We start from the raw sequence: 23875 nt of genomic DNA on the forward strand, positions 1-23875 counted from the left end.
CTTTTTTGTCGTCTGTCGTCCGGACATCATGCCGGCCGACGACAGCCAGGGCGGGCGCAGCAGGCGCCCTCGCCCGTCGGCATCATTTCTTCGCGCTGTAGTCCGGCAGTTCGCACGCCTCGGTGACGACGAGGTTGTTGTCCTTCGCGAAATTCAGCACGAAATCGAAAGCCATCGGCTCGATGTCGCGCAGCCGGGAATCGAGGATCACGCACTTCAGATCGCCGAGCATCGTCGGGCGCACGTACAGCGAATACTTGAGACGCGCATTCGGCCCGCTCGCCCCCGGCCCGAAGCAGGCCATCACACCGGCCAGACGTTCCGACCAGTCGCTCGGGCGAAACTTTTTCCCGTCTTTCGTGATGCCCTGGATGAAAAATTCGGTCGGAGGGGTTTCAGCCATGTGGTTACCCAAGTGACGGCCCGGCGATGCCCAGGCGACGGCGCCTGGATACGCGAACACAAAGCTGGAATGAACGGCGGCACAAGCCATCCGATATCCCGAAAACGGGGCGTCGGAGCGCGCCGCCGGTGTACTGCACCGGATTTGTGCAGCGCACGGCTTGTGTCCGGCAGAGCGCGATGAGGCTTGCCTGCCGGGCTGGAGAAAACTTTTGGATTATACCGCAGCGCGCCATCGCGCGTCGTTCCGAGGCCCCGCTTCCCGTGCCGCCGACGGCGCGACGAGATCGCGCCCCGTTTCTCTCCGTGGCTCGTCAAAGCACAGAAAATCCTTTATGCTGCTTTGAGTTATCCACACCCGACGGCGGCGCCGTCCGGCCTCGCTGCCGGGTGAAACCCGCCGTATCTCGCTTCATGACCGCCAAAACCATTCGTCACTACCTGCAGTTCAAGGATTTCTCGCTGGAAGACTACGAGTACGTGCTCGAACGCACGGGTATCCTGAAGCGCAAGTTCAAGAACTACGAGACCTATCACCCGCTGCACGACCGCACGCTCGCGATGATCTTCGAGAAGAACTCGACGCGCACGCGCCTGTCGTTCGAAGCCGGGATCTTCCAGCTCGGCGGCCACGCCGTGTTCATGAGCACCCGCGACACGCAGCTCGGCCGCGGCGAGCCGGTCGAGGATTCCGCGCAGGTGATCTCGCGGATGGTCGACATCATCATGATCCGCACGTTCGAGCAGGAGATCATCCAGCGCTTCGCGGACAACTCCCGCGTGCCGGTGATCAACGGCCTGACCAACGAATACCACCCGTGCCAGGTACTCGCCGACATCTTCACGTACTACGAGCACCGCGGCCCGATCGCCGGCAAGACCGTCGCGTGGGTCGGCGACGCGAACAACATGCTCTACACGTGGATCGAAGCCGCGCAGATCCTCGGCTTCAAGCTGCGCTTGTCGACGCCGCCCGGCTACGCGCTCGACATGAAGCTGGTGTCGCCCGACAGCGCGCCGTTCTACGAGGTGTGCGACGACCCGAACGAAGCGTGCAAGGGCGCCGATCTCGTGACGACCGACGTGTGGACGAGCATGGGCTTCGAGGCCGAGAACGAGGCACGCAAGCAGGCGTTCGCCGACTGGTGCGTCGATGAGGAAATGATGGGCCACGCGAACCCGGACGCGCTGTTCATGCACTGCCTGCCCGCGCACCGCGGCGAGGAAGTGACGGCCGGCGTGATCGACGGCCCGCAGAGCGTCGTGTGGGACGAAGCGGAAAACCGCCTGCACGTGCAGAAGGCGCTGATGGAGTTCCTGCTGCTCGGCCGGCTGAAGCACTGACGCGCGCGGCCTCGCCGCAAGCGACAAGCGCCGGCACAGCCGGCGCTTTTTATTTTCCCGCGACCCGCGCGGCAGGCGCGCTCATGGCAATGCCCCCATCAGCCCGGCACCGGCTGCGTCGCGGCGAAGCTTGGCCGCTCGCGCATCACCGCCTGCGCACGCGTGACGTTCGGGTATTTCCGCAGCAATTCCGCCCCTTCGGGGAACATGCCCACGTACGCCAGGATCGGCGCGAGGAACAGATCCGCCATCGACAACTCGCTGCCGGCCAGGTAATCGCGCACGCCGTACGCGGTGTCGAACACCTGCAGATGCTTGTCGATTTCAGGCAGCGCCGTGTCGATCACCGCGCGATCAGGCTGGCCATTCTCGCCTTTCGGGAACACGTACTGCAGCACGTAGCGGCGCACCATCGCGTCGTACGCATAGCAGTTGATCACGCTGATCCATTGCTCGCCGCGCGCATGCGCGGTGGCGCCCCACCGGGGCAGCAGGCTCGGGCCGTCGAACGCTTCGTCGATATAGCCGAGGATCGCACGCGTTTCGTAGAACTCGATCGGACCGTCGCAGAATGCCGGGATAAGCCCGAACGGGTTGTGCGCGAGCACTTCCGGCGAATGCGGCGGCAGCGGTTGCAACGTGTACGCGACGCCCTTTTCCGCGAGCGCCATCCGCACGGTCCGGCAATAACTGCTGCGCGGATCGCCGATCACGACGACGGTACCCGCGCTGCCCTCCGGGTCCAGCAGATCGTTGAGCCGGTTGAACACCGATTGCCATCCGCCCATGTGCGAATCGCGCTCGGCCTCGCTCGGAAAGCCGCTGTGACGCATGTGCAGATGCGTGCCGCCGTCCTGGTCGGTGAACGTGACCTCGATCAGCGTCTTCAGATCGGCCGGCATCGCCCCGGCCTCCCAGGCCCACGTGTACGCCAGAAAGTCGACGCGATCGACCTTCTGGTATTCGCCGCCCGCGATGTGGCGCGAACCGTCGCGCCCACCCATCACGATGCGGTACTTGCCGCCGACCCGCGCGTCGGCGCTTGCTTCGATCACGCCCATCCCGCGCGGACAATGCCAGGTCGCCAGCGCGGTTTCGTTCGTGAACGCGTCGAAAACACGTTCGCGCGGCGCGCGGATGAACCGGTTCAATTCGAGATGAAACGTCGCTGCCTGACTCATGACTTCTCCCGCCGAGGTGGGGCGTCGTCGCCGGCCGTGCCACCCGCGCACGATTGTTCGACGAACGCCGTCAGTCGATCGAGGCTCTCTTCCCAATATTGCCGATAGGCTTCGAGCCACCCGTGCGCATCGCGCATCCCGTCCGCGCGCAACCGGCAGATTCGCCAGCGCGCATTGACTTCCCGCTCGATCAGCCCGGCCTCCGAGAGCACGCGAAGGTGCTTCGAAATCGCCGGCGCCGACATGTCGAACGGCCGGGCCAGTTCGCCGACGGGCGCCGCGCCCTCGGCCAGCCGCACCAGGATCGCGCGCCGGGTAGGGTCGGCCAGCGCGGCGAACACCGCGGACAGGGAATCGGATGTGGAATGCATGATCTCATTTAACTTCAAGGTTAAATGAGAGTCAAGGGGATGATGGGTGTGGCGGCGGGACGGCGTGGATGGGCGGGCGGCGGGACGAAACGACGCGCGCATCGCCGCCGGGCGGTGCGGCGCGATGCGGGACATGACGGCGCGCTTCGAGAAAAATGGACGGTTCGCCGTGTGGAACCGGCAACAGCCGGCACGGTTCCGTTACGCGGGTGTCCTGTCCCGGCTTACAGGCAGACCGGCTCCGGCTCCAGCTCGACGCCAAATTTCGCGAACACGTCGTGCTGGATCGCCTGCGCCAGCGCGAGCACGTCGGCGCCCGTCGCGCCGCCGCGATTGACGAGCACGAGCGCCTGGCGGTCATGCACGGCCGCCGCGCCCAGCGCACGCCCCTTCCAGCCGCAGCGGTCGATCAGCCAGCCGGCGGCAAGCTTGACCTGCCCGTCCGGCTGCGGATACGACACGACCTCGGGCGCGCGGGTGCGCAACGCATCGAACTGCGCGGCGTCGATCACCGGATTCTTGAAAAAACTGCCCGCGTTGCCGAGCACGAGCGGATCGGGCAGCTTCGCGCGGCGGATCGCGACGACCGCGTCGAACACGTCGCGCGGCGTCGCCGCATCGGGCGCGATGCCGCGCGCGTCGAGCTCGCGCGTGACGTCCGCGTAGCCGAGCCGCGGCGTCCATTGCCTGGGCAGCCGGAACGTCACGGACACGATCGCGTACCGGCCGCGCCCTTCCCGCTTGAAGAAACTGTCGCGATAGCCGAACGCACAGCGCGCGGCGTCGAAGCGCTCGCTGCGCCCCGTCGCCAGCTCGACCGCGACCAGCGAATCGAAATACGCCTTCATCTCGAGGCCGTACGCGCCGATGTTCTGGATCGGCGCGGCGCCGACGGTGCCCGGGATCAGCGCGAGGTTCTCGAGGCCCGGCATCCCGTGCTCGAGCGTCCACGCGACGAATGCGTGCCAGTTCTCGCCGCCGCCGGCCTCGACGTACCACGCGTCGTCGTCCTCGCGCACGACGCGGCGGCCCGCGATCTCGTCGAGCAGCACGACACCGTCGAAATCGCGCGTGAACACGACATTGCTGCCGCCGCCGAGCACGAGCCGCGGCAGGCTCGCGACGCGCGGGTCGCGATGCAGCGCCTCGAACTGCGACGCGTGCGTGATGCGCGCGGCAAAGCGCGCCGTCGCGGCGATGCCGAACGTGTTGTGCGCGGCGAGCGGATGGTCGGGAAGCAGCGACAGGGCGGAATCGTCAGGGAGCATCGGCATTCGCGGTCACGTCCGCCCGAGCGGCGCATGGCCGGCCTTGGGCAAACGGAGGGGCATCGGTAAAATGGCAAACAGTCCGCAATTATAGCGAGTGCCCGCGCGCGAGCCGGGTGCCCGCATCTCAAGGGAGAAAACCATGCCATCGTTCGACGTCGTTTCCGAAGCGAACATGATCGAAGTGAAGAACGCCATCGAGCAGTCGAACAAGGAAATTTCGACGCGCTTCGACTTCAAGGGCTCCGACGCGCGCGTCGAGCAGAAGGAGCGCGAGCTGACGCTGTTCGCCGACGACGATTTCAAGCTCGGCCAGGTCAAGGACGTGCTGATCAACAAGCTGGCCAAGCGCAACGTCGACGTGCGCTTCCTCGACTACGGCAAGGTCGAGAAGATCGGCGGCGACAAGGTCAAGCAGATCGTCACCGTGAAGAAAGGCGTGACGGGCGATCTCGCGAAGAAGATCGTGCGGCTCGTGAAGGACAGCAAGATCAAGGTGCAGGCGAGCATCCAGGGCGACGCCGTGCGCGTGGCGGGCACGAAGCGCGACGACCTGCAGAACGTGATCGCGATGCTGCGCAAGGATGTGACCGATACGCCGCTCGACTTCAACAACTTCCGCGACTGATCGGCCGCCGATCCGTCATCACGCCGGGCCCCGCACACGCGGCGCGCCCGGCACGCGGCAATCGCCGCTACGTCAGGCTTTTCCGCCGTCCTGCGCGCCGCCGTCCGCGGCCGCTTTCTTCTTGTCGCCGATCCGGCTCTCCTGCCCCGCGAGCAGCTTCGAAATATTGCCGCGGTGACGCCAGATGAGCAGCACGCTCATCGCGAGCACGGCCCACGCGACCGGGTTGTGGCCCGTGCCGAACAGGAACACGTCGAACACCGGCGCGAATACGGCCGCCGCCAGCGCGGCGAGCGACGAATAGCGGGAGAAGAACGCGACGATCAGCCAGGTCAGCGCGGTCGCGAGCCCGAGCACCGGGTGCACGGCGAGCAGCACGCCGGCCGCGGTCGCGACGCCCTTGCCGCCCTGGAAGCGGAAGAACACCGGATACAGGTGGCCGAGGAACACGGCGATCGCCACCCATGCGACCGCGACGTCGGGCAGGCCGAAGTGCCGCGCGAGCCAGACGGCGATCCAGCCCTTGAACGCGTCGCCGATGAGCGTCAGGATTGCGGCCTTCTTGTTGCCGCTGCGCAGCACGTTGGTCGCGCCGGGATTCTTCGACCCGTACGAACGCGGGTCGGCCAGGCCCATCGCGCCGCTGACGACGACGGCGAACGACACCGAACCGATCAGGTAGGCAACGAGGGCGGCGAGCAGGATCTGCATGCGGAGGACTCTTCTTTCAACGTATCGGTAAAGGGAAGGCTATGTGCGGCAAGCCGAAACGGCGCCCATTCTACCGAACGAGCACGGCCTGCCACGAAGGTGAAACCCTCAGTCGACGCTCGCGCACTGCACGGGCTGCGCGCCGAGCAGCGACGTGAGCACCGCCGGCTCGAGGCTAACGAGATAACCGCGACGCCCGCCGTTCAGGTAGATCGTCGGCAGTTCGAGGATCGTCGCCTCGACGTAGACGGGCATCGTCTTGCGCGTGCCGAACGGCGACGTGCCGCCGACGAGATAACCCGAATGGCGGTTCGCGACGTCGGGCTTGCACGGCTCGACGCGCTTCGCGCCGATCTGCCGCGCGAGGTTCTTCGTCGATACGGTGCGATCGCCGTGCATCAGCACGATCAGCGGCTTCGCGTGTTCGTCTTCCATCACGAGCGTCTTCACGACGCTGTGCTCGTCGACGCCGAGCTGGCGCGCCGATTCGCCGGTGCCGCCGTGCTCGACGTATTCGTACGGATGCTCGCCGAACGCGACGCCGTGGCGGCGCAACAGCTGGGTCGCGGGGGTTTCGGACACGTGTCTGGATTTGCTCATGGCGGCATTCTAATGGTGAACGACCGGCGCTCGCGCGATGGCGCGCCGGCGCCGGCGGTATACTCGCGGCCCGTTTTCCGCCGGGCGGCCCGCGGCATCGCCGCTACGATCCCGCCCATCATCATTGCGGACATCGCGAAGCGCTATTGCCCGATTGGCCGATTGTGGCGCGCGCGTCGTCATGGCACGATCGTTCGCAAACATCGTCACGCCGCCGCCCGCCCCTTTTCTGGAGACGCCATGCCCTCGTCCATCCGTTCCTCCGAGCCGCTCGACGTCGATGCGTTGCTCGCCGCGCTGCCGAGCCGCATCGCCGACGTGCCCGCGCGCTGGGCCGCGAAGGCGAGCGCGCACCCGGCGCTGATCGAGGACGCGCGGCGCCTGTCGTACGGCGACCTATCGCGGGCCGTCGACGCGGCGGCCGCGCTGCTCGCGCGCGTCGGCGTGCAAGGCGGCGACCGCGTGATGATCGTCGCGGAAAACTGCGTCGCGCAGATCGTGCTGCTGTTCGCGGTCGCCCGCCTCGACGCGTGGGCGCTCGTGTCGAACGCGCGGCTGTCGGCCGGCGAACTCGACGCGATCGCCGCGCACGCGCGTCCGAAGCTGATCGCGTTCGCGACGGACACCTCGCCCGACGCGCGCGCGCATGCGGCACGGCACGGCGCGACGCCCGCCGGCGCGCTGCCGGTCGACATCGGCGCGTGGTCGTATCACGTCGACGCGAGCGCACCGTGCGAAGCGGTGGCGGCCGACGGCGCCGCGCAATGCGCGGCGCTGATCTACACGACCGGCACGACGGGCGCGCCGAAAGGCGTGATGCTGTCGCACCGCAACCTGCTGTTCATCGCGGCGACGTCGAGCACGCTGCGCCGCGTGTCGCCGGACGACGTCGTCTACACGGTGCTGCCCGTGTCGCACGTGTACGGGCTCGCATCGGTCTGCCTCGGCAGCCTGTACGCGGGCGCGACGCTGCGGCTCGCCCCGCGCTTCTCGCCGGAAGCCGTGCGCGTCGCGCTCGCCGACGAAGGCGTCACGATCTTCCAGGGCGTGCCCGCGATGCACGCGAAGCTGCTCGAACACCTGCACACGCACGGCCACGCATGGCACGCGCCGCGCCTGCGCTTCGCCTATTCGGGCGGCTCGCCGCTCGACGCGAACCTGAAGGCGCGCGTCGAGCGTCTGTACGGCGTGCCGCTGCACAACGGCTACGGGATGACCGAAAGCAGCCCGACGATCACGCAGACGCCGCTCGATGCGCCGCGCGCCGACAGCTCGGTCGGCGTGCCGATTCCGGGCGTGGAGATGCGGATCGTCGCACCGGACGGCACCGACGTGTCGCCGGGCGAAGTCGGCGAGATCCGCGTGCGCGGGCCGAACGTGATGCTCGGCTACTACCGCAACGCGGACGCGACGCGCGCCGCCGTCTCGCCGGACGGCTGGCTGAGCACCGGCGATCTCGCGCGGCAGGAGGCGGACGGCGCGGTGACGATCGCGGGCCGCAGCAAGGAACTGATCATCCGGTCGGGCTTCAACGTGTATCCCGTCGAAGTCGAACAGGTGCTGAACGCACATCCTGACGTCGTGCAGGCGGCCGTCATCGGCCGCGCGGTCGAGGGCAACGAGGAAGTGCTCGCGTTCGTCGAGCTGGTGCCCGGCGCGGCGGCGGACGAAGCCGCGTTGCACGCATGGTGCGCGGAGCGGCTCGCGCCTTACAAGCGCCCTGCGCGAATTCGCGTGCTCGACGCGCTGCCGGCCGCGTCGACGGGCAAGGTGCTGAAGCACAAGCTGCGCGAGCTGGCCTGACGCCGGCCGGCGCGCACGGCGCCGTGCCGTGCCGCCGTGCCGGATTCGCGCTAACCGCGCGGGTGGTGTTGCGCGTGCAGCGTCTTCAGCCGCTCGCGCGCGACGTGCGTATAGATCTGCGTGGTCGAGATGTCGCTGTGGCCGAGCAGCAATTGCACGACGCGCAGGTCGGCGCCGTGGTTCAGCAGATGCGTCGCGAACGCATGCCGCAGCGTGTGCGGCGACAGGTGCGCGCGCACGTCGGCGTGCTGTGCGTGGCGCTTGATGATGTTCCAGAACTGCTGGCGCGTCATCCCGTTGCCGCGTGCGGTCACGAACAGCGCATCGGCCGCGCGCGCACCGAGCAGCGCCGGCCGCGCGTCGCGCAGGTAGCGCTCGATCCAGCCGTGCGCAACTTCGCCGAACGGCACGAGCCGCTCCTTCGAGCCCTTGCCCATCACGCGCACGACACCCTCGTTGAGGCCGACCTCGACGGTCTTCAGCGTCACGAGCTCGCTCACGCGCAGCCCGCTCGCATACATCAACTCGAGCATCGTGCGATCGCGCAGGCCGAGCGGCGTGCCGATGTCGGGCGCGCCGAGCAGCGCCTCGACCTGCGCCTCCGACAGCGTCGACGGAAACCGCGCCGCCTGTTTCGCGGACGTGATCCGCAGCGTCGGGTCGGCGCTCGCGCGATGCTCGCGCACGGCCCAGCCGTAATAGCGACGGAACACCGACAGCCGCCGGTTCGACGACGTCGCCTTGCCGTCGCTGCGCGCCGCGATGTAGCCCGTCACCATCGCCTCGTCGGCCGAATCGAGCGGCGCATCGTGGGTCGCGGCCAGCCATTGGGAAAACAGCACCAGATCGCGCCGGTACGCGTCGAGCGTGTTGCGCGAGAGCCCGTGCTCGAGCCACAGCGCATCGCAGAACACGTCGATCGACGCGCGGCTCGCGAGCAGTGCGGGCGATGCGGCCGCGGCATCGCCGTCGGCTTCGGTGGAAATCAGCGGTTCGCTCATCAGTACGGCACGCCCTCGTGCGCCAGCAGCCAGCGCTTCACTTTCTGGTAATAGCCGTTGTCGTCGTGGTTCGCGAAGCCGCCGAGGCCGCCCGCCGCGACGACGCGATGGCACGGGATCACGAGCGGAAAGTAGTTCGCGCCGCACGCCTGGCCGACCGCGCGCGGCGCGCTGCCGATCCGCTTCGCGACCTGGCCGTAGGTCAGCACCGTGCCCGGTGGAATATCGCTGATCACGTTCCACACGCGAAGCTGGAACGCGCTGCCGACTTCGGCGAGCGGCAGGTCGAAGCGCGCCGACGCACGCTCGAAATAACGTTCGATCTGCTTGACCGCGCGCTTCGCGAGCGGCGAATCCGGATCGACCGACTTCACCGACTCGGGCAGATAGACGATCTCGCGCACCACCGCGGCGTCCGTGCGGATGCCGACCTTGCCGAACGGCGCGTCGATGACTGCATTGAACATGGCCCTCTCCTGACCGATGGATGCGCGCGGTTCCGCCGCGCGCCGACGACACTTTACGCCGCCTTCACGCGGCACGCAGCGCCCATTCGACATGCTCGCGCACGACCGGCGACGGATCGTCCGCCCGCGCGCGCAACGCGGCAACGATCGCGTCGCGCGCCTGCGGCGCAAGCCGATCCGCGTCCGCGCGCAGCGCGTTGCCGAGCCCGACCGCGAGATTGCGCAGCCAGCTTTCGTAGCCGATGCGCCGGATCGCGCTGCCCTGCATCCGCGTGTCGAACGCGTCGGCGTCCCACGCGAACAGCTCGACGAGCGTCGCACGGTCGAGGCCGTGCCGCACGTCGAAATCTGCGACGGGCGCGGCCTGCGCGAACTTGTTCCACGGGCACACGAGCTGGCAGTCGTCGCAGCCGTACACACGATTGCCGATCATCGGCCGCAGCGGCTCGGGGATGCTGCCTTTCAGTTCGATCGTCAGGTACGAGATGCAGCGGCGCGCATCGACGCGGTACGGCTCGACGATCGCGCCGGTCGGGCACGCGTCGATGCAGCGCGTGCAGCTGCCGCAATGCGCGCCGGGCGTCTCGGGCGCGGTGTCGGGCGACGTGTGCGCATCGGTCGGCAGCGGAATGTCGACGTAGATCTCGCCGAGGAAGAACAGCGAGCCGGCATCGCGCTGCAGCAGCAGCGTGTGCTTGCCGCGCCAGCCGACACCGGCCTTCTGCGCGAGCTCGACCTCGAGCACGGGCGCAGAATCGGTGAACACGCGATAGCCGAACGCGCCGATCTCGTGCTCGATGCGCTCCGCGAGCGTCTGCAGCCGGTTGCGCAGCACCTTGTGATAGTCTCGGCCGCGTGCATAGATCGACACGACTGCCGCCTGCGGATCGTCGAGCCGCGCCCGTTCGCGCGCGCGCCAGTCGTGCGGCACGAGCGCGCCCGGCTCGCCGTCGGGTGCGGCGGCGGCGAGCGTTTCGGCCGGCAGGTACGCGAGCCGCACGGAAATCACGCGTCGCGTACCGGCCACAAGTTCGGCCGGCCGCGCGCGTTTCATCCCATGTTTCGCCATATAATCCATTTCGCCGTGGTATCCGGCTTCCAGCCAGGCGGCGAGGCCTGCTTCGGCATCCGAGAGATCGGTATCGCTGATGCCGATCGCCCCGAAACCCAATTCGCGCCCCCACGCCCTGATGCGAGCGGCGAGCGCAGTCAACGCCGCATCATCGAGCGCGCACGGCGCCGCGCCTTCGGCTTGAGTCGAAGGCGTGTCGGATGCGGCGAGTTCCGGTAATCGGTTCATCGCACTATTTTACGAGAATGCCAGCCACGTCCCATACGCCTCATGCCGCCACGCTGCCTGCCCCGTTCGCGGAGCGCGTGATCGCACTCGCCGACGAAGCGGCGACCGAGGCCTTCGGCACCCGTTTCGCGCACGCGCTCGACGCGGCGCGCGTCGATCTCACCCGCGCGCACGCGTTCGACGGGCTGCAGATCCAGCTGGTCGGCGATCTCGGCGCGGGCAAAACGACCCTCGTGCGCGCGATCCTGCGCGGCCTCGGCCACCCGGGGCGCGTGCGCAGCCCGACCTATACGCTCGTCGAGCCGTACGCGCTCGAACGCGGCGATGGGGAACTCGAGGTCTATCACTTCGATCTGTATCGATTCAATGATCCGGCCGAATGGTCCGACGCAGGCTTTCGCGAGTATTTCAATTCCAGCGCGATCTGCCTCGTCGAATGGCCGCAACAGGCGGGCGCGCTGCTCGGCGTGCCCGATCTGGTCTTCTCGCTCGACGTGGATGGCGACGGCCGTGCCCTCACCGTCCGGGCGTATAGCGCTTCAGGAAAGGCATGTCTCGAAAGATGTTGATCAAACCGTTCCGCTCGATCGAATCGGCGGCCACCGCGACGCACAACTGGCGGCGCCGCCAGATCCTGCGCGCGGGCGCGTCGACGCTGGTGCTCGGTCTCGTCGCGCCGCGGCTCGCGCACGCGTCGTCGGTGCTCGGCGTGCGCGTGTGGCCCGCGCGCGATTACACGCGCGTCACGATCGAATCCGACCAGCCGCTGCAGAATAGCCAACAGCTGCTGCAGGGTCCCGACCGTCTCGTCGTCGACCTGAGCGGTCTCGATCTCGACCAGGCGTTGCGCGACCTCGTGTCGAAGATCGCGCCGAACGATCCGCAGATCCAGTCGGTGCGCGTCGGCCAGTATCAGCCGCACGTCGTGCGGATGGTGTTCGACCTGAAAGGCTCGGTGAAGCCGCAGGTGTTCACGCTGCCGCCGGTCGGCACCTACAAGTACCGGCTCGTGTTCGACCTGTATCCGGCCGTCGCGCCCGATCCGCTGACCGACCTGATCGCGCAGACGGAACGCAAGGAGCAGGCGCTCAACGACACGGCGCGCGCGCAGCAGATGCAGCCGCCGACCGCGCTGAACGGGCCGGCCACGCCGCCGCCGAGCGCCGCCGGCGACAACAGCGACGCGTTCTTCCAGCGCTTCGCGCAGAACACGCCGGCCACGCCGCACACCCCGCCTGTTGCCGGCGCGCCCGCGACGCCCGCGAAACCGGCCGTCAAGCCGCCGCCCGTCATCGCGCGCCGCGACGACAGCGACGACGACGGCGACACCTACAAGTTCACCGCGCCGAAATCCGGCAAGGGCGGCACCGTCCGCCTGCTGACGGTCGCGATCGATCCGGGCCACGGCGGCGAGGATCCGGGCGCGATCGGCGGCGGCGGCACGTACGAGAAGCACATCGCGCTCGACATCGCGAAGAAGCTGCGCGCGAAGATCGACGGTGCGCCGAACATGCGCGCGATGATGACGCGCGACGCCGACTTCTTCGTGCCGCTGAACGTGCGCGTGCAGAAGGCGCGCCGCGTCGGCGCCGACCTGTTCGTGTCGATCCACGCGGACGCGTTCACGACACCGTCCGCGCGCGGCTCGTCGGTGTTCGCGCTGTCCGATCACGGCGCGACGAGCGCCGCGGCGCGCTGGATGGCCAACAAGGAAAATTCGTCCGACCTGATCGGCGGCATCAACATCAAGACGGCGGACGCGGCCGTGAACCGCGCGCTGTTCGACATGTCGACGACCGCGCAGATCCGCGATTCGCTGCGCTACGGCAACTACGTGCTGAAGGAAGTCGGCGGCATCAACAAGCTGCACAAGGGCTCGGTCGAGCAGGCCGGGTTCGCGGTGCTGAAGGCGCCCGACATCCCGTCGATCCTCGTCGAGACCGCGTTCATCAGCAACCCGGAAGAAGAGAGCCGGCTCAACGACGACAGCTATCGCGACCAGATGGCCGACGCGATCTTCCGCGGCATCAAGCGCTATTTCGCCGCGAATCCACCGCTCGCGAAGAACCGGATGGCCTGACAGCCTCCCTGGCCGTCCCTTCCCTGCCGCCGGCACGCAGCGCGTGCCGGCGCGTCACGACGCCGCGAAGCGGCGCATCAGTTTCCCGCCGAACACGTTCACCGCGAGCCCGCCCATCACGAGCGCCGTGCCGATCAACTGCGTGCGCGTCAGATGCTCGTCGAGCAGCAGCGCCGACGACGCAAGCCCGACGATCGGCACCAGCAGCGAGAACTGCGCGACCTGCGCGGCCGGGTAGCGCGACAGCAGGCGGCTCCACAGCCCGTAGCCGAGCAGCGTCGCGACGAACGCGAGATAGACGACCGCGAAGATCGATGTGCCGTTCAGGCCGGCGAGCGCGGTCGCGATCCGCTGCGGCCCTTCGAACCACAGCGACAGCAGGAAGAACGGCACGGGCGGCACGAGGCTCGCCCACACGACGAGCGACACGAGGTTCGCACGGCCGACCTTCTTCGTGACGATGTTGCCGAACGCCCACATCGCGGCCGAGCAGATCGTCAACAGGAAGCCCGCGAGCGTCATCGCATGGCCGCCCTGCGCCGCGATCACGACGAGGCCGCCCGCGGCGATCGCGAGCCCGATCAGGTTCTGCACGTGCAGCCGCTCGCCGAGGAACAGCATCGCGAACACGAGCGTGAAGAATGCCTGCGACTGCAGCACGAGCGACGCGAGGCCGGCCGGCATGCCGACGTACATGCCGGTGAACAGGAACACGAACTGGCCGAGCTGGATCGTCGCGCCGTACAGCACCAGCAGGCGCCACGAAATCTGCGGCCGGCGCACGAAGAACACCGCGGGCACCGCCGCGAGCGTGAAGCGCAACGCGCCGAGCAGCATCGGCGGCATGCCGTGCAGGCCGACCTTGATCACGACGAAGTTCACGCCCCACGCCAGGATCACGACCAGCGCGAGCAGCAAGTCCTTCGGTGCCATCATCGGCGTCTCCTCGATTGTCGAATCATCGTTATGCAGCCGGTCAGTCTACCGGGTTTCGCCCCCCGGCCCGATACCCGCGCGGCGCGAATGGAATCGCCGGCGGGCGGCTATTACAATGACCGGCATCACCGCAGCCGCCCCCACAGGACCCGCCATGAACGATCCGATCAAAGCCCTGCTGAAGCCGCACGTGCGCGACATCGGCAACCTGCAGGTGCGCCGCACGCTGCCCGCGCTCGCCGCGCGCCTCGTCGGCCCGTTCATCTTCTTCGATCACATGGGGCCCGCCGAACTGCCCGCCGGCACCGGGCTCGACGTGCGCCCGCATCCGCATATCGGGCTCGCCACCGTCACCTACCTGTTCGACGGCGCGATCCTGCACCGCGACAGCCTCGGCTCGCGGCAGGAAATCGTGCCGGGCGACGTGAACTGGATGACGGCCGGCCGCGGGATCGTCCACTCCGAACGCACGCCCGACGCGCAGCGCGCCAGCGGTCACACCGTGCACGGGATCCAGACCTGGGTTGCGCTGCCGCGCGCGCACGAAACCGTCGAGCCGTCGTTCGAGCACCATGCGGCCGACACGCTGCCGAAGCGCGACGAAGACGGCGTGGCGCTGACCGTGATCGCCGGCGACGCATTCGGGCTGCGCTCGCCGGTCACGACGTTCTCGCGCACGCTGTATGTCGCGGCCGAATTCGCGGCCGGCGGCCGCATCGAACTCGACGCGTCGCACGAGGAGCGCGCGGTCTACGTGGTCGACGGCGATCTCGCGATCGACGGCACGCCGGTTCCGGCCGAACAGATGGCCGTGCTGGCGCCGGGCGCAACGGTCGCGCTGACGAGCGCCGGCGGCGCGCGCGCGATGCTGCTCGGCGGCGACAAGATCGACGGCGAGCGCTTCATCGAATGGAATTTCGTCGCGAGCAGCCGCGACGCGATCGCGCGTGCGAAGGACGCCTGGACGCGCCAGGAAATGGGCAAGGTGCCGGGCGAGACCGAGTGGATTCCGCTGCCCGAATCGAAGCCGCGTTGAAAAAACGGCGCGCCGCCCCCATCCTGACGACATTCGAACGAAAGAGAACGACATGGACACCACGCTTGCCACATTCGAGAAAGACGTCATCGAGGCGTCGCTGGACATGCCCGTGCTGGTCGACTTCTGGGCGCCGTGGTGCGGCCCCTGCAAGACGCTCGGCCCGCTGCTGGAAAAGCTCGAAGGCGACTACGAAGGCCGCTGGAAGCTCGTGAAGGTCAACGTCGACGAGAACCAGGAACTCGCCGCGCACTTCCAGACGCGCAGCATCCCGCACGTGATCGCGTTCGCCGACGGGCGCCCGGTCGACCAGTTCGTCGGCGTGCTGCCCGAAGGCCAGTTGCGCGCGTTCCTCGACCGGCTGCTGCCGGCGCCCGAGGAAGCCGAACGGCGCGCCGCGCAATACGCGATGGCCGAGGAGCGTTACGACGACGCGCTCACGCACCTCGAAGCGGCGCTCGCGCTGAACCCCGGCTTCGACGACGCGCGCCTCGACCTGATCGAACTGCTGCTCGCGAGCAACCAGGTCGACGCCGCGCGCGCCGAGACCGAACGCCTGTCGCCGCAGACCGTGCAGGGCGGCGATCCGCGCTACCAGGCGATCAAGACCCGTTTCGACGCGCTCGAAGCAACGGCCGACCTGCCGCCGACCGACGCGCTCGAGGCACGCATCGCGGCGAACCCGGGCGACCTCGACGCGCGCTTCGACCTCGCGCAGAGCCTGATCGCGCGGCGCGCGTATGAAGGTGCGCTGGAACAGTTGCTGGAAATCGTGACGCGCGATCGCGCGTACGGCGACGATCTCGGCCGCCGCACGATGATCTCGGTGTTCGAACTGGCCGGCGATCGCCCCGACCTCGTCGCCGGGTGGCGGCGCAGGCTGAGCATGGCGCTCAACTGACGTTCAACTGACACGCGACCGGCCGGGCCTTGCAGCCCGGCCGAATCGCTTGCGGCGCATGACCCGCGCCGCACCCTCCTTCTACACCCGCGCTTCGCGGATCAGCCGGCGGCCTGCGCCGCGATCGCGCGCAACGCATGCGCGGCGGCCGCGAAGCCGAAGCTCGCGGTCACGCACACGCTCGACCCGAATCCCGCGCAGTTGAGCCCCGCGACGTGCGCGGCCGTGGACGGCTCGGCGCCGTCCTCGATGTCGCATGCGGCCGCTTCCGGATAGATCAGCGGCTCGTCCGAATACACGGCGCTGACCTTGAAACGCGCCTTCGGCCCGCGCGGAAAGCCATGCTGCTTGCGCAACTGCGCGCGCACCTTCGACAGCAGCGGATCCTGGATCGTCAACGCGAGATCGTCGATCCGGATGCGCGTCGGGTCGAGTTGCCCGCCCGCGCCGCCGACCGTGACGAGCGGCTGCCGTTTCGCGACGCACCATGCGATCAGCGCGACCTTCGTGCGCACGCTGTCGATCGCGTCGATCACGTAGTCGAAGCCGCCGCCGAGCAGCGCGTCGAAGTTGTCGGGTTCCGCGAAATCCTCGATCCGGTTCACGCGGCACGCGGGATCGATCAGCGCGATCCGCTCGGCCATCGCGTCGACCTTCGGCTTGCCGTAATTGCCGTCGAGCGCATGGATCTGCCGGTTCGTATTGCTTTCGGCGACGTTGTCGAGATCGATCAGGGTCAACGTGCCGATCGCGCTGCGTGCGAGCGCCTCGGCGACCCACGACCCGACGCCGCCGATCCCGATCACCGCGACATGCGCACGTTCGAACGCGGCGGCCGCCGGCGCGCCGTACAGCCGCGCGACGCCGCCAAAGCGCCGCTCGCGATCCACGTCAAGCTGGATTGTCGAGGTCGGGGTAACATCAGAAGAACTGGGCGGGGCAGTATCGGCGGCAGACATGGCAGCAAGGAAAACGTAAGTCGTGCAGCCCTCTATTTTGCCTGAACTCCCCGCTCGCACGCGCCACTGTGCACGCACGTTTCTCGCGCGTTCGCTATACTGGCCCCAGATTGAAGCGTTTGCATAACATGACGACTCTCGCTGATCTCCGCATCAACTATTCACGTGCTTCGCTCGACGAAGCCGATGCCGCCCCCGACCCCTTCGCCCAGTTCGACCGCTGGTTCAAGGAGGCGCTCGCCGCCAAGTTGCCCGAGCCGAACACGATGACGCTCGCGACCGTCGGCGACGACGGCCGGCCGTCGGCCCGGATCGTGCTCATCAAGGGCGTCGACGAACGCGGGTTCGTCTTTTTCACCAATTACGAAAGCCGCAAGGGCCGCGATCTCGCCGCGCATCCGCAAGCCGCGCTGCTGTTCTACTGGATCGAGCTCGAGCGCCAGGTGCGCATCGAAGGCCGGATCGAGAAAACCAGCGCCGAGGAAAGCGACCGTTATTTCGCGTCGCGCCCGCTCGGCTCGCGCATCGGTGCATGGGCGTCCGAGCAGAGCGCCGTGATCGACAGCCGCGCGACGCTCGAAGCGCGCGAAAAGGCCGTCAGCGAACGCTATGGCGACGCCCCGCCGCGCCCGCCGCACTGGGGCGGCTATCGCCTCGTGCCCGACGCGATCGAGTTCTGGCAGGGACGCCCGTCGCGGCTGCACGACCGTCTGCTCTACACGCGCGACGCCGACGCGTCGCCGGGCTGGACGATCTCGCGCCTGTCGCCGTAAGCGCGGCGCCGGCGCACGCCGGTCGTGTCTCGTGTTACATCCGGGCGCCCGCTTCGCAAGCGGCGGGCGCCGGTCAAGATACTTGGCTGTATTCGATTCAACGAACAAACGGAGAATCCAAATGTTCTGGGAAAAGAAGCTGGCACAGTGGGCGGACGAAGTACGGGCGAAAGCGAACATACCGGCGCGCCTCGTGCTGTGGAACGGCGAACAACTCGATTTCGGCACCTTCAGCGCGCCGCAGGTCACGCTGAAGGTGAACAGCGCGTCGGCGTTGCCGCTCTTGCTCGAACCGAGCCTCGACAATCTCGGCGAGGCGTACGTGAAGGGCAAGATCGACATCGAGGGCAAGCTGTCGGACATCATCAACATCGGTTATTCGCTCGCGCGCAGCACGGTGACGAGCGCGAGCAAGCTCGCACGCGTGAAGCGCTACTTCACTCACACGAAAAACACCGACCGGAAGGCGATCCAGTACCACTACGACGTCTCGAACGAGTTCTACCGGCTGTGGCTCGACGAGAACATGGTGTACTCGTGCGCGTACTTCGAGAATGGCGACGAGGATCTCGCGACCGCGCAGGTCAAGAAGATCGACCACATCCTGACCAAGATCCAGCTCGAGCCCGGCCAGCGCCTGCTCGACATCGGCTGCGGCTGGGGTGCGCTCGTGCTGCGCGCCGCGCAGAAGTTCGGCGCGACGTGTCTCGGCGTGACGCTGTCGCAGAACCAGTTCGATCTCGCGACCGCGCGCGTGAAGGCCGCGGGGCTGGAGGACAAGATCGAGATCCGGCTGCAGGATTACCGCGAGATCGACGGCCAGTTCGACCGCATCACGAGCGTCGGGATGTTCGAGCACGTCGGCCGCAAGAACCTGCCGCTCTATTTCTCGCGGGTCCGTGACCTGCTCGCCGACGACGGCATCGCGATGAACCACGGGATCACGTCGACCGACGCGGAAAGCGGCGAAACGGCGCTCGGCGGCGGCGAGTTCATCGACCGCTACGTGTTCCCGGACGGCGAGCTGCCGCACATCAGCCTCGCACTCGAAGCGGCGCAGCGCGGCGGCCTGGAAGCGGTTGACGTCGAAAGCCTGCGGCGGCACTATGCGCGCACGCTCGAGATCTGGACGGAAAATTTCGAGGCGAAGGCCGAAGAAGCGCGACAACTCGTCGACGACGAAAAATTCCGCATCTGGCGCGTGTATCTCGCCGGCTGCGCGTATGCGTTCGAGCACGACGACGTGTCGATCTTCCAGATCGTGTGCCGCAAGGCCGGACGCAGCGCGAAAACGCTGCCGTGGTCGCGGCGCTATATGTACGAACACGCGCTGCCGCGCTAGGCGGCGCTTCACGCTGGGCATGCATGGGTGACGGCAGGACGCGGCGCAAGGCGCCACCGGAACGACAGCAACGCGACGACACGGACGGGTCGCACGCCGACGGACAATTCGACCTGTTCGGTGTGCCGCCTGACGCCGCTCGCGCGTCGCCGCCCGCGAAAGACGACCTCCCTGCCGACGCCGATGAACCCATGACGTCAGGCACGCCTGACGATGCGCGGCCAGCGCCGCCCGCCCGCGCAGCCTCCCGCCCTGCCGACAAAGCACCGCCCGCGTCCTCCGGGCTGCTGTGGGACGAACCGTCTCCACCTGCCGCGCCGCCGCAGAAAGGCCGGCGCCAGCGCGGCGTGCCGCCCGCGCCGATCGCGGCGGACGTCGCCGACGCAGCGGCCGGCCTGCCGCCGAACGTGCGGCTCGGCACGTCGTCGTGGTACTTCCCCGGTTGGAACGGCATCGTCTACGACGGCGATTTCGCGCAGACGAAGCTGTCGCGCGAAGGGCTCGAAGCGTACGGCGCACATCCGCTGCTGAAGAGCGTGAGTCTCGACCGGTCGTTCTACGGCCCGCTGTCCGTCGCCGACTACCTGCGTTACGCGCAGCAGGTGCCCGACGACTTCCGCTTCGTCGTGAAGGCGCCGGCCTCCGTGACCGACGCGGTCGTGCGCGGCCGGCGCGGCGAGCCGTCGGGGCCGAACCCGACCTTCCTCGACGCGCAGCTCGCCACCCGCGAATTCGTCCAGCCATGCATCGAAGGGCTCGGCCGGAAAGCCGGTGTGCTCGTGTTCCAGTTTTCGCCGCTGCCCGACCAGCTACTCGCCGAACCGGCCGCGCTGATCGACCGGCTGGCCGCGTTCTTCGCGGCGCTGCCGCCGCTGTCGCCGGAAGCCGATGGCCCGCGCTACGCAATCGAGATCCGCGATGCGAGCCTGCTCACGCCGCGTTTCATCCGTGCGCTCGCGTCGCTCGGCGTGCGCTACTGCGTCGGCCTGCACGCGCGGATGCCCGACCCGCTGCGCCAGGCGGCCGCGCTCGCGCTGCTCGACGGCGACGCGCCGGGCCCGCTGATCGTGCGCTGGAGCCTGCACGGCGGCTTCAAGTACGAACAGGCGAAAGCGAAGTACGAACCGTTCGACAAGCTCGTCGACGAGGATCCGGCCACGCGCTCGGCGCTCGCCGAACTGGCCGCGCGTTATGCGCTGGCCGGGCAGCCGGTGATCATCACGATCAACAACAAGGCGGAAGGCTCCGCGCCGCTGTCGTGCATCGCGCTCGCGCGCGAGATCGCCGCCGCGTGCGCGCAGTGGCGCAACGAGGCGGCGTAACACCCGTTCCTGCCGTTCAAATGCTCACGCGCCGCGCAGCGACTTCAGCCGGTGCGAGAACTTCTGCCGGAATTTCGCGAGCTTCGGCCCGATCACGACCGAGCAGTAGCCCTGCCCCGGATTGCGCGCGTAATAGTTCTGGTGATAATCCTCGGCCGGCCAGTAGTTGCCGTCGAGCGGCACGACCTGCGTGACGATCGGCTGCCCGAACACCTGCTCGCGTTCCAGCTCGCGGATCACGTCGAGCGCGGTGTCGCGCTGCGCGTCCGAATGCGTGAACACGACCGACCGGTATTGCGTGCCGACGTCGTTGCCCTGCCGGTTCAGCTGGGTCGGATCGTGCGTCGCGAAGAAGATCTCGAGGATCTCGCGATAACCGATGCGCGCCGGATCGAACGTCACGTTGACGACTTCCGCGTGACCCGTGTCGCCTTCGCAAATGTCGCGGTAGCCGGGGTTGCGCGTATGGCCGCCCGCGTAGCCCGACTGGACGGCCGTCACGCCGTCGACGTCGAGAAACACGGCCTCCGTGCACCAGAAACACCCGCCTCCCAACGTCGCGGTTTCAAGCATCTCGTTCACCATGAATTCAAACCCTCGTTGATGACGGCGGCCGGCCTGCATGCACCGGCGCCACCGGTCCGTCTCGCCGCTGCCCGTCCGTGATGCGGGACGACGCGGCACCTCGGCAAGTATCTCACTCGCACGCGAACCTGGCAGATTGCCCAGGTGCCGCGCGCGACCCGCCGCCCGCTTTCTCGTCTACACTTAGCCACGCGAGCGCGGCGGCAAACCCGCTGCCTCGCGCAAAGCGCCCGATGCGTGCCCGACCCTGATGCAAACATCATCTGCCGGAACATCGATATGCATGCGTTAACAGACATCGCCCGCGTCACTCGCCCGGCCGTCGCCGCGTCGCGGGCCACCGCTTCCACTGTGCCATCCCCTTGCCGTGCATCCGTCCCGCCCCGCGCGCGGCGATCCGGCACACCGCCTTTATCCGCTTTCACGATCTGATGCACGGCGCCGCGCGTGTCATCGACGCGTGCATCCGCCTGCCGATCGCTCCCGCCGGCGTGATTCGCGCCGCGCGGCAACCCCGACCCGCACGCCCGCATCGTACGGCCGTGCGTTCATGATCCGATACCACTGAGAGGGCAATACCATGAGCATGCGGCCTGACCCGACGTTTCACGCTTCGCCGGAGCTTGCGATGCAGGCGCCGGCGGAAGAATTTGCCTATACGTTGTTGCTGAGCCCCGATTTTTCCAGACCCGACGCACTCGCCGTGATCGACGTGAAGCCCGGCTCGTCGACCTACGGAAAGATCGTGCATACGGTGACGATGCCGAACACCGGCGACGAGTTTCACCACTTCGGCTGGAATGCGTGTTCGTCTTCGCTGTCGCCGCTGACCGGCCATGCGTTCCTCGAACGCCGTTTCCTGATCATCCCCGGCCTGCGCTCGTCGCGCATCTACGTGATCGACACGAAGCCGCACCCGACGCAGGCGCGTATCCACAAGATCATCGAGCCCGACGAGATCTTCGCGAAGACCGGTTATTCGCGGCCGCACACCGTTCACTGCGGCCCCGAGGGCATCTACGTGAGCACGCTCGGCGGCGCGGGCAAGGACGGCACCGACGGCGCGCCCGGCATCTTCATCATGGATTGCGAAACCTTCGACGTGCTCGGCCGCTGGGAGATCGACCGCGGCGCGCAGGACAAGCATTACGACTTCTGGTGGAACCTGCCGCGCGACTACATGGTGTCGAGCGAATGGGCGCTGCCGCCGCAATTCGAGAACGGCATCGTGCCCGAGGACCTGCTCGCGAACAAATACGGGCACCGGCTGCATTTCTGGGACCTGCGCGCGCGGCGCAACGTGCAGACGATCGATCTCGGCGCGCATCACCAGATGGCGCTCGAGGTACGGCCCGCGCACGACCCGGCGCGCGAATACGGGTTCGTCGGCGTCGTGGTCGACACGACGACTCTCGAAGGCTCGATCTGGACCTGGTGGCGCGAAGACGGCAAATTCCACGTGAAGAAGACGGCGACGATCCCGCCCGAGCCGGCCGCGGCCGACGAACTGCCGCCGCTCCTGAAAGCGTTCGGCGCGGTGCCGCCGCTCGTGACCGACATCGACCTGTCGCTCGACGACCGCTTCCTCTACGTGTCGTGCTGGGGCACCGGCGAGATGCGCCAGTACGACGTGTCGGACCCGCACCACCCGGTGCTCGTAGGGTCGGTGCGGATCGGCGGGATCGTGCGCCGCGCGCCGCACACGAACGGCCGCACGTTCGCGGGCGGCCCGCAGATGGTCGAGATCAGCCGCGACGGCCGGCGCGTGTACTGGACCAACTCGCTCTATTCGACGTGGGACGACCAGTTCTATCCGGACGGCGTGCCGGGCGCGCAAGTGCTCGCGCACGTGGGGCCGGAAGGTGGGCTGACGCTCGCCGACGACTACTGGGTCGAGTTCCCCGACGGCTATCGCGCGCACCAGATCCGGCTCGAAGGCGGCGACTGCTCGACCGACTCGTTCTGCTATCCGTCGGTCAAGCGTTGAACACCGGTCTTCACGCCCAGTTCGCGCTGTGGGCGGCCGTGCTCGCGAGCGGCATCTATCACGGGCTCAACCCCGCGATGGGCTGGCCGCTCGCGGTGTCGAACGCGCTGATGACGCGCCGCGGCGGCGCGCTCGTCGCGGCGCTCGGCTATCTCGCGCTCGGCCATGTTCTAGCGGTATTCGCGGTGATGCTGCCGTTCGGGCTGCTGGCCGCGCTGCTCGCGTGGCAGTCGGCGATCCGGATCGGCGCGAGCGCGCTCGTGATCGGCTTCGGCGCCGTGCTGCTGATCCGGCGCCGGCATCCGCGTGCGCTTGCGCGGATCCCGCCCGCGCGGCTCGGCCTGTGGTCGTTCGCGGTCGCGCTCGCGCACGGCGCGGGGCTGATGCTGGTGCCGATCTACCTCGGGCTCTGCGGGCTCGACAGGGACGCCGGCCATCGGGCGGCGGCCATGCTCGTCGATACGCATCTCGGGATGGCGCTCGTCGTCGCGGCCGTGCATGCGACCGCAATGATCGCCACCGGCGGCGGGCTCGCGTGGCTCGTGTATCGCTATCTCGGGCTGAAGTTCGTGTCGCGGAGCTGGTTCAATCTCGATGCGGTCTGGGCGTCGAGCCTGATCGTGACGGGCGCGCTGTCGCTCGGGTTCGCGGCAGCGCGATAGCACGGGCGGGCTCGATGGCTGGCATGGCGAATCGGTGGATGAGCGGACAGGCAGATGGACGGGCCAACCGCACAGCACGAAAACGCGTCAGGACGGCCGTGCCGATCCGCCCGCCGTCGCGAACCCGGCATCGCGCCGCAGTGTTCGCTACGCCACCCTAGGGCCTGTCCACGCTAATAACGGGCTTGCGCTGGCCCCCAGAAGGGCCGAGCGCAA

The 23875-nt window shown here is 68.1% G+C and carries 24 protein-coding genes; 12 read left to right on the top strand and 12 right to left on the bottom strand.

What is annotated here, in order from left to right; genetic code table 11:
- Nucleotides 1–82 precede the first annotated feature (82 nt).
- Complete coding sequence (locus ACN22W_RS14280; RefSeq protein WP_048245154.1) at nucleotides 83–403, bottom strand: DUF3579 domain-containing protein; 321 nt, start codon at nucleotides 401–403, stop codon at nucleotides 83–85.
- Between the two features lie 413 nt (nucleotides 404–816).
- Here ACN22W_RS14280 and argF point away from each other — a divergent pair, with 413 nt between their 5' ends.
- Nucleotides 817–1746, top strand: a complete 930-nt coding sequence (argF, locus tag ACN22W_RS14285) for an ornithine carbamoyltransferase (protein ID WP_343494828.1) — start codon at nucleotides 817–819, stop codon at nucleotides 1744–1746.
- A 98-nt stretch (nucleotides 1747–1844) separates the two neighbouring features.
- On the opposite strand, the gene ACN22W_RS14290 is transcribed toward argF, so the two are convergent.
- The 3 genes from ACN22W_RS14290 to murB form a co-directional block, all read right to left on the bottom strand.
- Nucleotides 1845–2927, bottom strand: coding sequence for an SRPBCC domain-containing protein (locus tag ACN22W_RS14290; RefSeq protein ID WP_419685134.1), 1083 nt, complete (start codon nucleotides 2925–2927; stop codon nucleotides 1845–1847).
- A complete protein-coding gene (locus ACN22W_RS14295; RefSeq protein ID WP_419687427.1) occupies nucleotides 2924–3298 on the bottom strand; it encodes an ArsR/SmtB family transcription factor in 375 nt (124 codons plus the stop codon). Before ACN22W_RS14295 ends, ACN22W_RS14290 begins: the two co-directional genes overlap by 4 nt.
- Before the next feature lie 224 nt (nucleotides 3299–3522).
- Nucleotides 3523–4572 (bottom strand): UDP-N-acetylmuramate dehydrogenase, encoded by a 1050-nt coding sequence (murB, locus tag ACN22W_RS14300; RefSeq protein WP_419685136.1) that lies wholly within the window; start codon nucleotides 4570–4572, stop codon nucleotides 3523–3525.
- A 136-nt stretch (nucleotides 4573–4708) separates the two neighbouring features.
- Here murB and ACN22W_RS14305 point away from each other — a divergent pair, with 136 nt between their 5' ends.
- Nucleotides 4709–5194: a YajQ family cyclic di-GMP-binding protein gene (locus ACN22W_RS14305; RefSeq protein ID WP_057926110.1), complete on the top strand. Its 486-nt coding sequence runs from the start codon at nucleotides 4709–4711 to the stop codon at nucleotides 5192–5194.
- Between the two features lie 72 nt (nucleotides 5195–5266).
- Here the strand turns inward: ACN22W_RS14305 and plsY are convergent, their stop codons facing one another.
- Nucleotides 5267–5905 (bottom strand): glycerol-3-phosphate 1-O-acyltransferase PlsY, encoded by a 639-nt coding sequence (gene plsY, locus ACN22W_RS14310; RefSeq protein WP_419685138.1) that lies wholly within the window; start codon nucleotides 5903–5905, stop codon nucleotides 5267–5269.
- A gap of 108 nt (nucleotides 5906–6013) precedes the next feature.
- Entirely contained in the window at nucleotides 6014–6505 is a 492-nt protein-coding gene (gene ybaK, locus ACN22W_RS14315) for a Cys-tRNA(Pro) deacylase (RefSeq protein WP_048245167.1), read from the bottom strand.
- A 240-nt stretch (nucleotides 6506–6745) separates the two neighbouring features.
- Here ybaK and ACN22W_RS14320 point away from each other — a divergent pair, with 240 nt between their 5' ends.
- Entirely contained in the window at nucleotides 6746–8308 is a 1563-nt protein-coding gene (locus ACN22W_RS14320) for a class I adenylate-forming enzyme family protein (RefSeq protein ID WP_419685140.1), read from the top strand.
- 50 nt (nucleotides 8309–8358) lie between these two features.
- Here the strand turns inward: ACN22W_RS14320 and xerD are convergent, their stop codons facing one another.
- From xerD to queG, 3 genes are all read right to left on the bottom strand, one after another.
- Nucleotides 8359–9309, bottom strand: a complete 951-nt coding sequence (xerD, locus tag ACN22W_RS14325; RefSeq protein WP_419685142.1) for a site-specific tyrosine recombinase XerD — start codon at nucleotides 9307–9309, stop codon at nucleotides 8359–8361.
- Entirely contained in the window at nucleotides 9309–9776 is a 468-nt protein-coding gene (locus ACN22W_RS14330; protein ID WP_419685144.1) for a methylated-DNA--[protein]-cysteine S-methyltransferase, read from the bottom strand. The genes xerD and ACN22W_RS14330 overlap by 1 nt, the downstream gene beginning before the upstream one ends.
- A 64-nt stretch (nucleotides 9777–9840) precedes the next feature.
- On the bottom strand, nucleotides 9841–11076 hold the full coding sequence (gene queG / locus ACN22W_RS14335) for a tRNA epoxyqueuosine(34) reductase QueG (RefSeq protein WP_419685146.1): 1236 nt from the start codon (nucleotides 11074–11076) through the stop codon (nucleotides 9841–9843).
- A gap of 17 nt (nucleotides 11077–11093) precedes the next feature.
- Between queG and tsaE the strand changes: the two genes are divergently transcribed.
- Together tsaE and ACN22W_RS14345 are read left to right on the top strand one after the other, a co-directional pair.
- Complete coding sequence (gene tsaE / locus ACN22W_RS14340) at nucleotides 11094–11645, top strand: tRNA (adenosine(37)-N6)-threonylcarbamoyltransferase complex ATPase subunit type 1 TsaE (RefSeq protein ID WP_048245174.1); 552 nt, start codon at nucleotides 11094–11096, stop codon at nucleotides 11643–11645.
- Entirely contained in the window at nucleotides 11627–13156 is a 1530-nt protein-coding gene (locus ACN22W_RS14345; protein WP_419685148.1) for an N-acetylmuramoyl-L-alanine amidase, read from the top strand. Before tsaE ends, ACN22W_RS14345 begins: the two co-directional genes overlap by 19 nt.
- 54 nt (nucleotides 13157–13210) lie before the next feature.
- Here ACN22W_RS14345 and ACN22W_RS14350 read toward each other — a convergent pair whose 3' ends face one another.
- Nucleotides 13211–14089 (bottom strand): EamA family transporter, encoded by an 879-nt coding sequence (locus tag ACN22W_RS14350; RefSeq protein ID WP_419687428.1) that lies wholly within the window; start codon nucleotides 14087–14089, stop codon nucleotides 13211–13213.
- 157 nt (nucleotides 14090–14246) lie between these two features.
- Here ACN22W_RS14350 and ACN22W_RS14355 point away from each other — a divergent pair, with 157 nt between their 5' ends.
- Complete coding sequence (locus ACN22W_RS14355; RefSeq protein ID WP_419685150.1) at nucleotides 14247–15128, top strand: pirin family protein; 882 nt, start codon at nucleotides 14247–14249, stop codon at nucleotides 15126–15128.
- A gap of 52 nt (nucleotides 15129–15180) precedes the next feature.
- Nucleotides 15181–16029 carry a thioredoxin gene (gene trxA / locus ACN22W_RS14360; RefSeq protein WP_193098926.1) on the top strand — a complete coding sequence of 283 codons (849 nt, stop codon included), beginning with the start codon at nucleotides 15181–15183 and terminating at the stop codon, nucleotides 16027–16029.
- A 101-nt stretch (nucleotides 16030–16130) separates the two neighbouring features.
- Here trxA and tcdA read toward each other — a convergent pair whose 3' ends face one another.
- Nucleotides 16131–16988: a tRNA cyclic N6-threonylcarbamoyladenosine(37) synthase TcdA gene (gene tcdA, locus ACN22W_RS14365; protein ID WP_419685152.1), complete on the bottom strand. Its 858-nt coding sequence runs from the start codon at nucleotides 16986–16988 to the stop codon at nucleotides 16131–16133.
- A 128-nt stretch (nucleotides 16989–17116) separates the two neighbouring features.
- Between tcdA and pdxH the strand changes: the two genes are divergently transcribed.
- From pdxH to ACN22W_RS14380, 3 genes are all read left to right on the top strand, one after another.
- Nucleotides 17117–17761: a pyridoxamine 5'-phosphate oxidase gene (gene pdxH / locus ACN22W_RS14370; protein WP_129512827.1), complete on the top strand. Its 645-nt coding sequence runs from the start codon at nucleotides 17117–17119 to the stop codon at nucleotides 17759–17761.
- A gap of 121 nt (nucleotides 17762–17882) precedes the next feature.
- Nucleotides 17883–19103, top strand: a complete 1221-nt coding sequence (locus ACN22W_RS14375; RefSeq protein ID WP_343494820.1) for a cyclopropane-fatty-acyl-phospholipid synthase family protein — start codon at nucleotides 17883–17885, stop codon at nucleotides 19101–19103.
- A 23-nt stretch (nucleotides 19104–19126) separates the two neighbouring features.
- On the top strand, nucleotides 19127–20425 hold the full coding sequence (locus tag ACN22W_RS14380; RefSeq protein WP_419685155.1) for a DUF72 domain-containing protein: 1299 nt from the start codon (nucleotides 19127–19129) through the stop codon (nucleotides 20423–20425).
- A gap of 24 nt (nucleotides 20426–20449) precedes the next feature.
- Here ACN22W_RS14380 and msrA read toward each other — a convergent pair whose 3' ends face one another.
- Complete coding sequence (gene msrA / locus ACN22W_RS14385; RefSeq protein ID WP_041492935.1) at nucleotides 20450–21010, bottom strand: peptide-methionine (S)-S-oxide reductase MsrA; 561 nt, start codon at nucleotides 21008–21010, stop codon at nucleotides 20450–20452.
- Between the two features lie 580 nt (nucleotides 21011–21590).
- Here msrA and ACN22W_RS14390 point away from each other — a divergent pair.
- Both ACN22W_RS14390 and ACN22W_RS14395 read left to right on the top strand, forming a co-directional pair.
- Nucleotides 21591–22997, top strand: coding sequence for a selenium-binding protein SBP56-related protein (locus tag ACN22W_RS14390; protein WP_419685157.1), 1407 nt, complete (start codon nucleotides 21591–21593; stop codon nucleotides 22995–22997).
- The gene (locus tag ACN22W_RS14395; protein ID WP_419685159.1) at nucleotides 22994–23659 is read left to right on the top strand and encodes a hypothetical protein; all 666 of its coding nucleotides are present in this window, start codon (nucleotides 22994–22996) and stop codon (nucleotides 23657–23659) included. Before ACN22W_RS14390 ends, ACN22W_RS14395 begins: the two co-directional genes overlap by 4 nt.
- The last annotated feature ends 216 nt before the right edge of the window (nucleotides 23660–23875 follow it).

It is taken from the genome of Burkholderia theae (assembly GCF_048565265.1).
GTDB classification, from domain to species: Bacteria; Pseudomonadota; Gammaproteobacteria; order Burkholderiales; family Burkholderiaceae; genus Burkholderia; species Burkholderia theae.

Bases quoted from the DNA above. Each gene is read 5' to 3' on its own strand.
- queG (WP_419685146.1), bottom strand. From the start codon at position 11,076: ATGAACCGATTACCGGAACTCGCCGCATCCGACACGCCTTCGACTCAA.
- ACN22W_RS14295 (WP_419687427.1), bottom strand. From the start codon at position 3,298: ATGCATTCCACATCCGATTCCCTGTCCGCGGTGTTCGCCGCGCTGGCC.
- ACN22W_RS14290 (WP_419685134.1), bottom strand. From the start codon at position 2,927: ATGAGTCAGGCAGCGACGTTTCATCTCGAATTGAACCGGTTCATCCGC.
- ACN22W_RS14320 (WP_419685140.1), top strand. From the start codon at position 6,746: ATGCCCTCGTCCATCCGTTCCTCCGAGCCGCTCGACGTCGATGCGTTG.
- ACN22W_RS14355 (WP_419685150.1), top strand. From the start codon at position 14,247: ATGAACGATCCGATCAAAGCCCTGCTGAAGCCGCACGTGCGCGACATC.
- murB (WP_419685136.1), bottom strand. From the start codon at position 4,572: ATGCCGATGCTCCCTGACGATTCCGCCCTGTCGCTGCTTCCCGACCAT.
- ACN22W_RS14350 (WP_419687428.1), bottom strand. From the start codon at position 14,089: ATGGCACCGAAGGACTTGCTGCTCGCGCTGGTCGTGATCCTGGCGTGG.
- ACN22W_RS14375 (WP_343494820.1), top strand. From the start codon at position 17,883: ATGTTCTGGGAAAAGAAGCTGGCACAGTGGGCGGACGAAGTACGGGCG.
- ACN22W_RS14280 (WP_048245154.1), bottom strand. From the start codon at position 403: ATGGCTGAAACCCCTCCGACCGAATTTTTCATCCAGGGCATCACGAAA.
- plsY (WP_419685138.1), bottom strand. From the start codon at position 5,905: ATGCAGATCCTGCTCGCCGCCCTCGTTGCCTACCTGATCGGTTCGGTG.
- tcdA (WP_419685152.1), bottom strand. From the start codon at position 16,988: ATGTCTGCCGCCGATACTGCCCCGCCCAGTTCTTCTGATGTTACCCCG.
- tsaE (WP_048245174.1), top strand. From the start codon at position 11,094: ATGCCAGCCACGTCCCATACGCCTCATGCCGCCACGCTGCCTGCCCCG.
- msrA (WP_041492935.1), bottom strand. From the start codon at position 21,010: ATGGTGAACGAGATGCTTGAAACCGCGACGTTGGGAGGCGGGTGTTTC.
- ACN22W_RS14305 (WP_057926110.1), top strand. From the start codon at position 4,709: ATGCCATCGTTCGACGTCGTTTCCGAAGCGAACATGATCGAAGTGAAG.
- xerD (WP_419685142.1), bottom strand. From the start codon at position 9,309: ATGAGCGAACCGCTGATTTCCACCGAAGCCGACGGCGATGCCGCGGCC.
- argF (WP_343494828.1), top strand. From the start codon at position 817: ATGACCGCCAAAACCATTCGTCACTACCTGCAGTTCAAGGATTTCTCG.
- ACN22W_RS14380 (WP_419685155.1), top strand. From the start codon at position 19,127: ATGGGTGACGGCAGGACGCGGCGCAAGGCGCCACCGGAACGACAGCAA.
- ACN22W_RS14330 (WP_419685144.1), bottom strand. From the start codon at position 9,776: ATGTTCAATGCAGTCATCGACGCGCCGTTCGGCAAGGTCGGCATCCGC.
- trxA (WP_193098926.1), top strand. From the start codon at position 15,181: ATGGACACCACGCTTGCCACATTCGAGAAAGACGTCATCGAGGCGTCG.
- ACN22W_RS14345 (WP_419685148.1), top strand. From the start codon at position 11,627: ATGTCTCGAAAGATGTTGATCAAACCGTTCCGCTCGATCGAATCGGCG.
- ybaK (WP_048245167.1), bottom strand. From the start codon at position 6,505: ATGAGCAAATCCAGACACGTGTCCGAAACCCCCGCGACCCAGCTGTTG.
- pdxH (WP_129512827.1), top strand. From the start codon at position 17,117: ATGACGACTCTCGCTGATCTCCGCATCAACTATTCACGTGCTTCGCTC.
- ACN22W_RS14390 (WP_419685157.1), top strand. From the start codon at position 21,591: ATGAGCATGCGGCCTGACCCGACGTTTCACGCTTCGCCGGAGCTTGCG.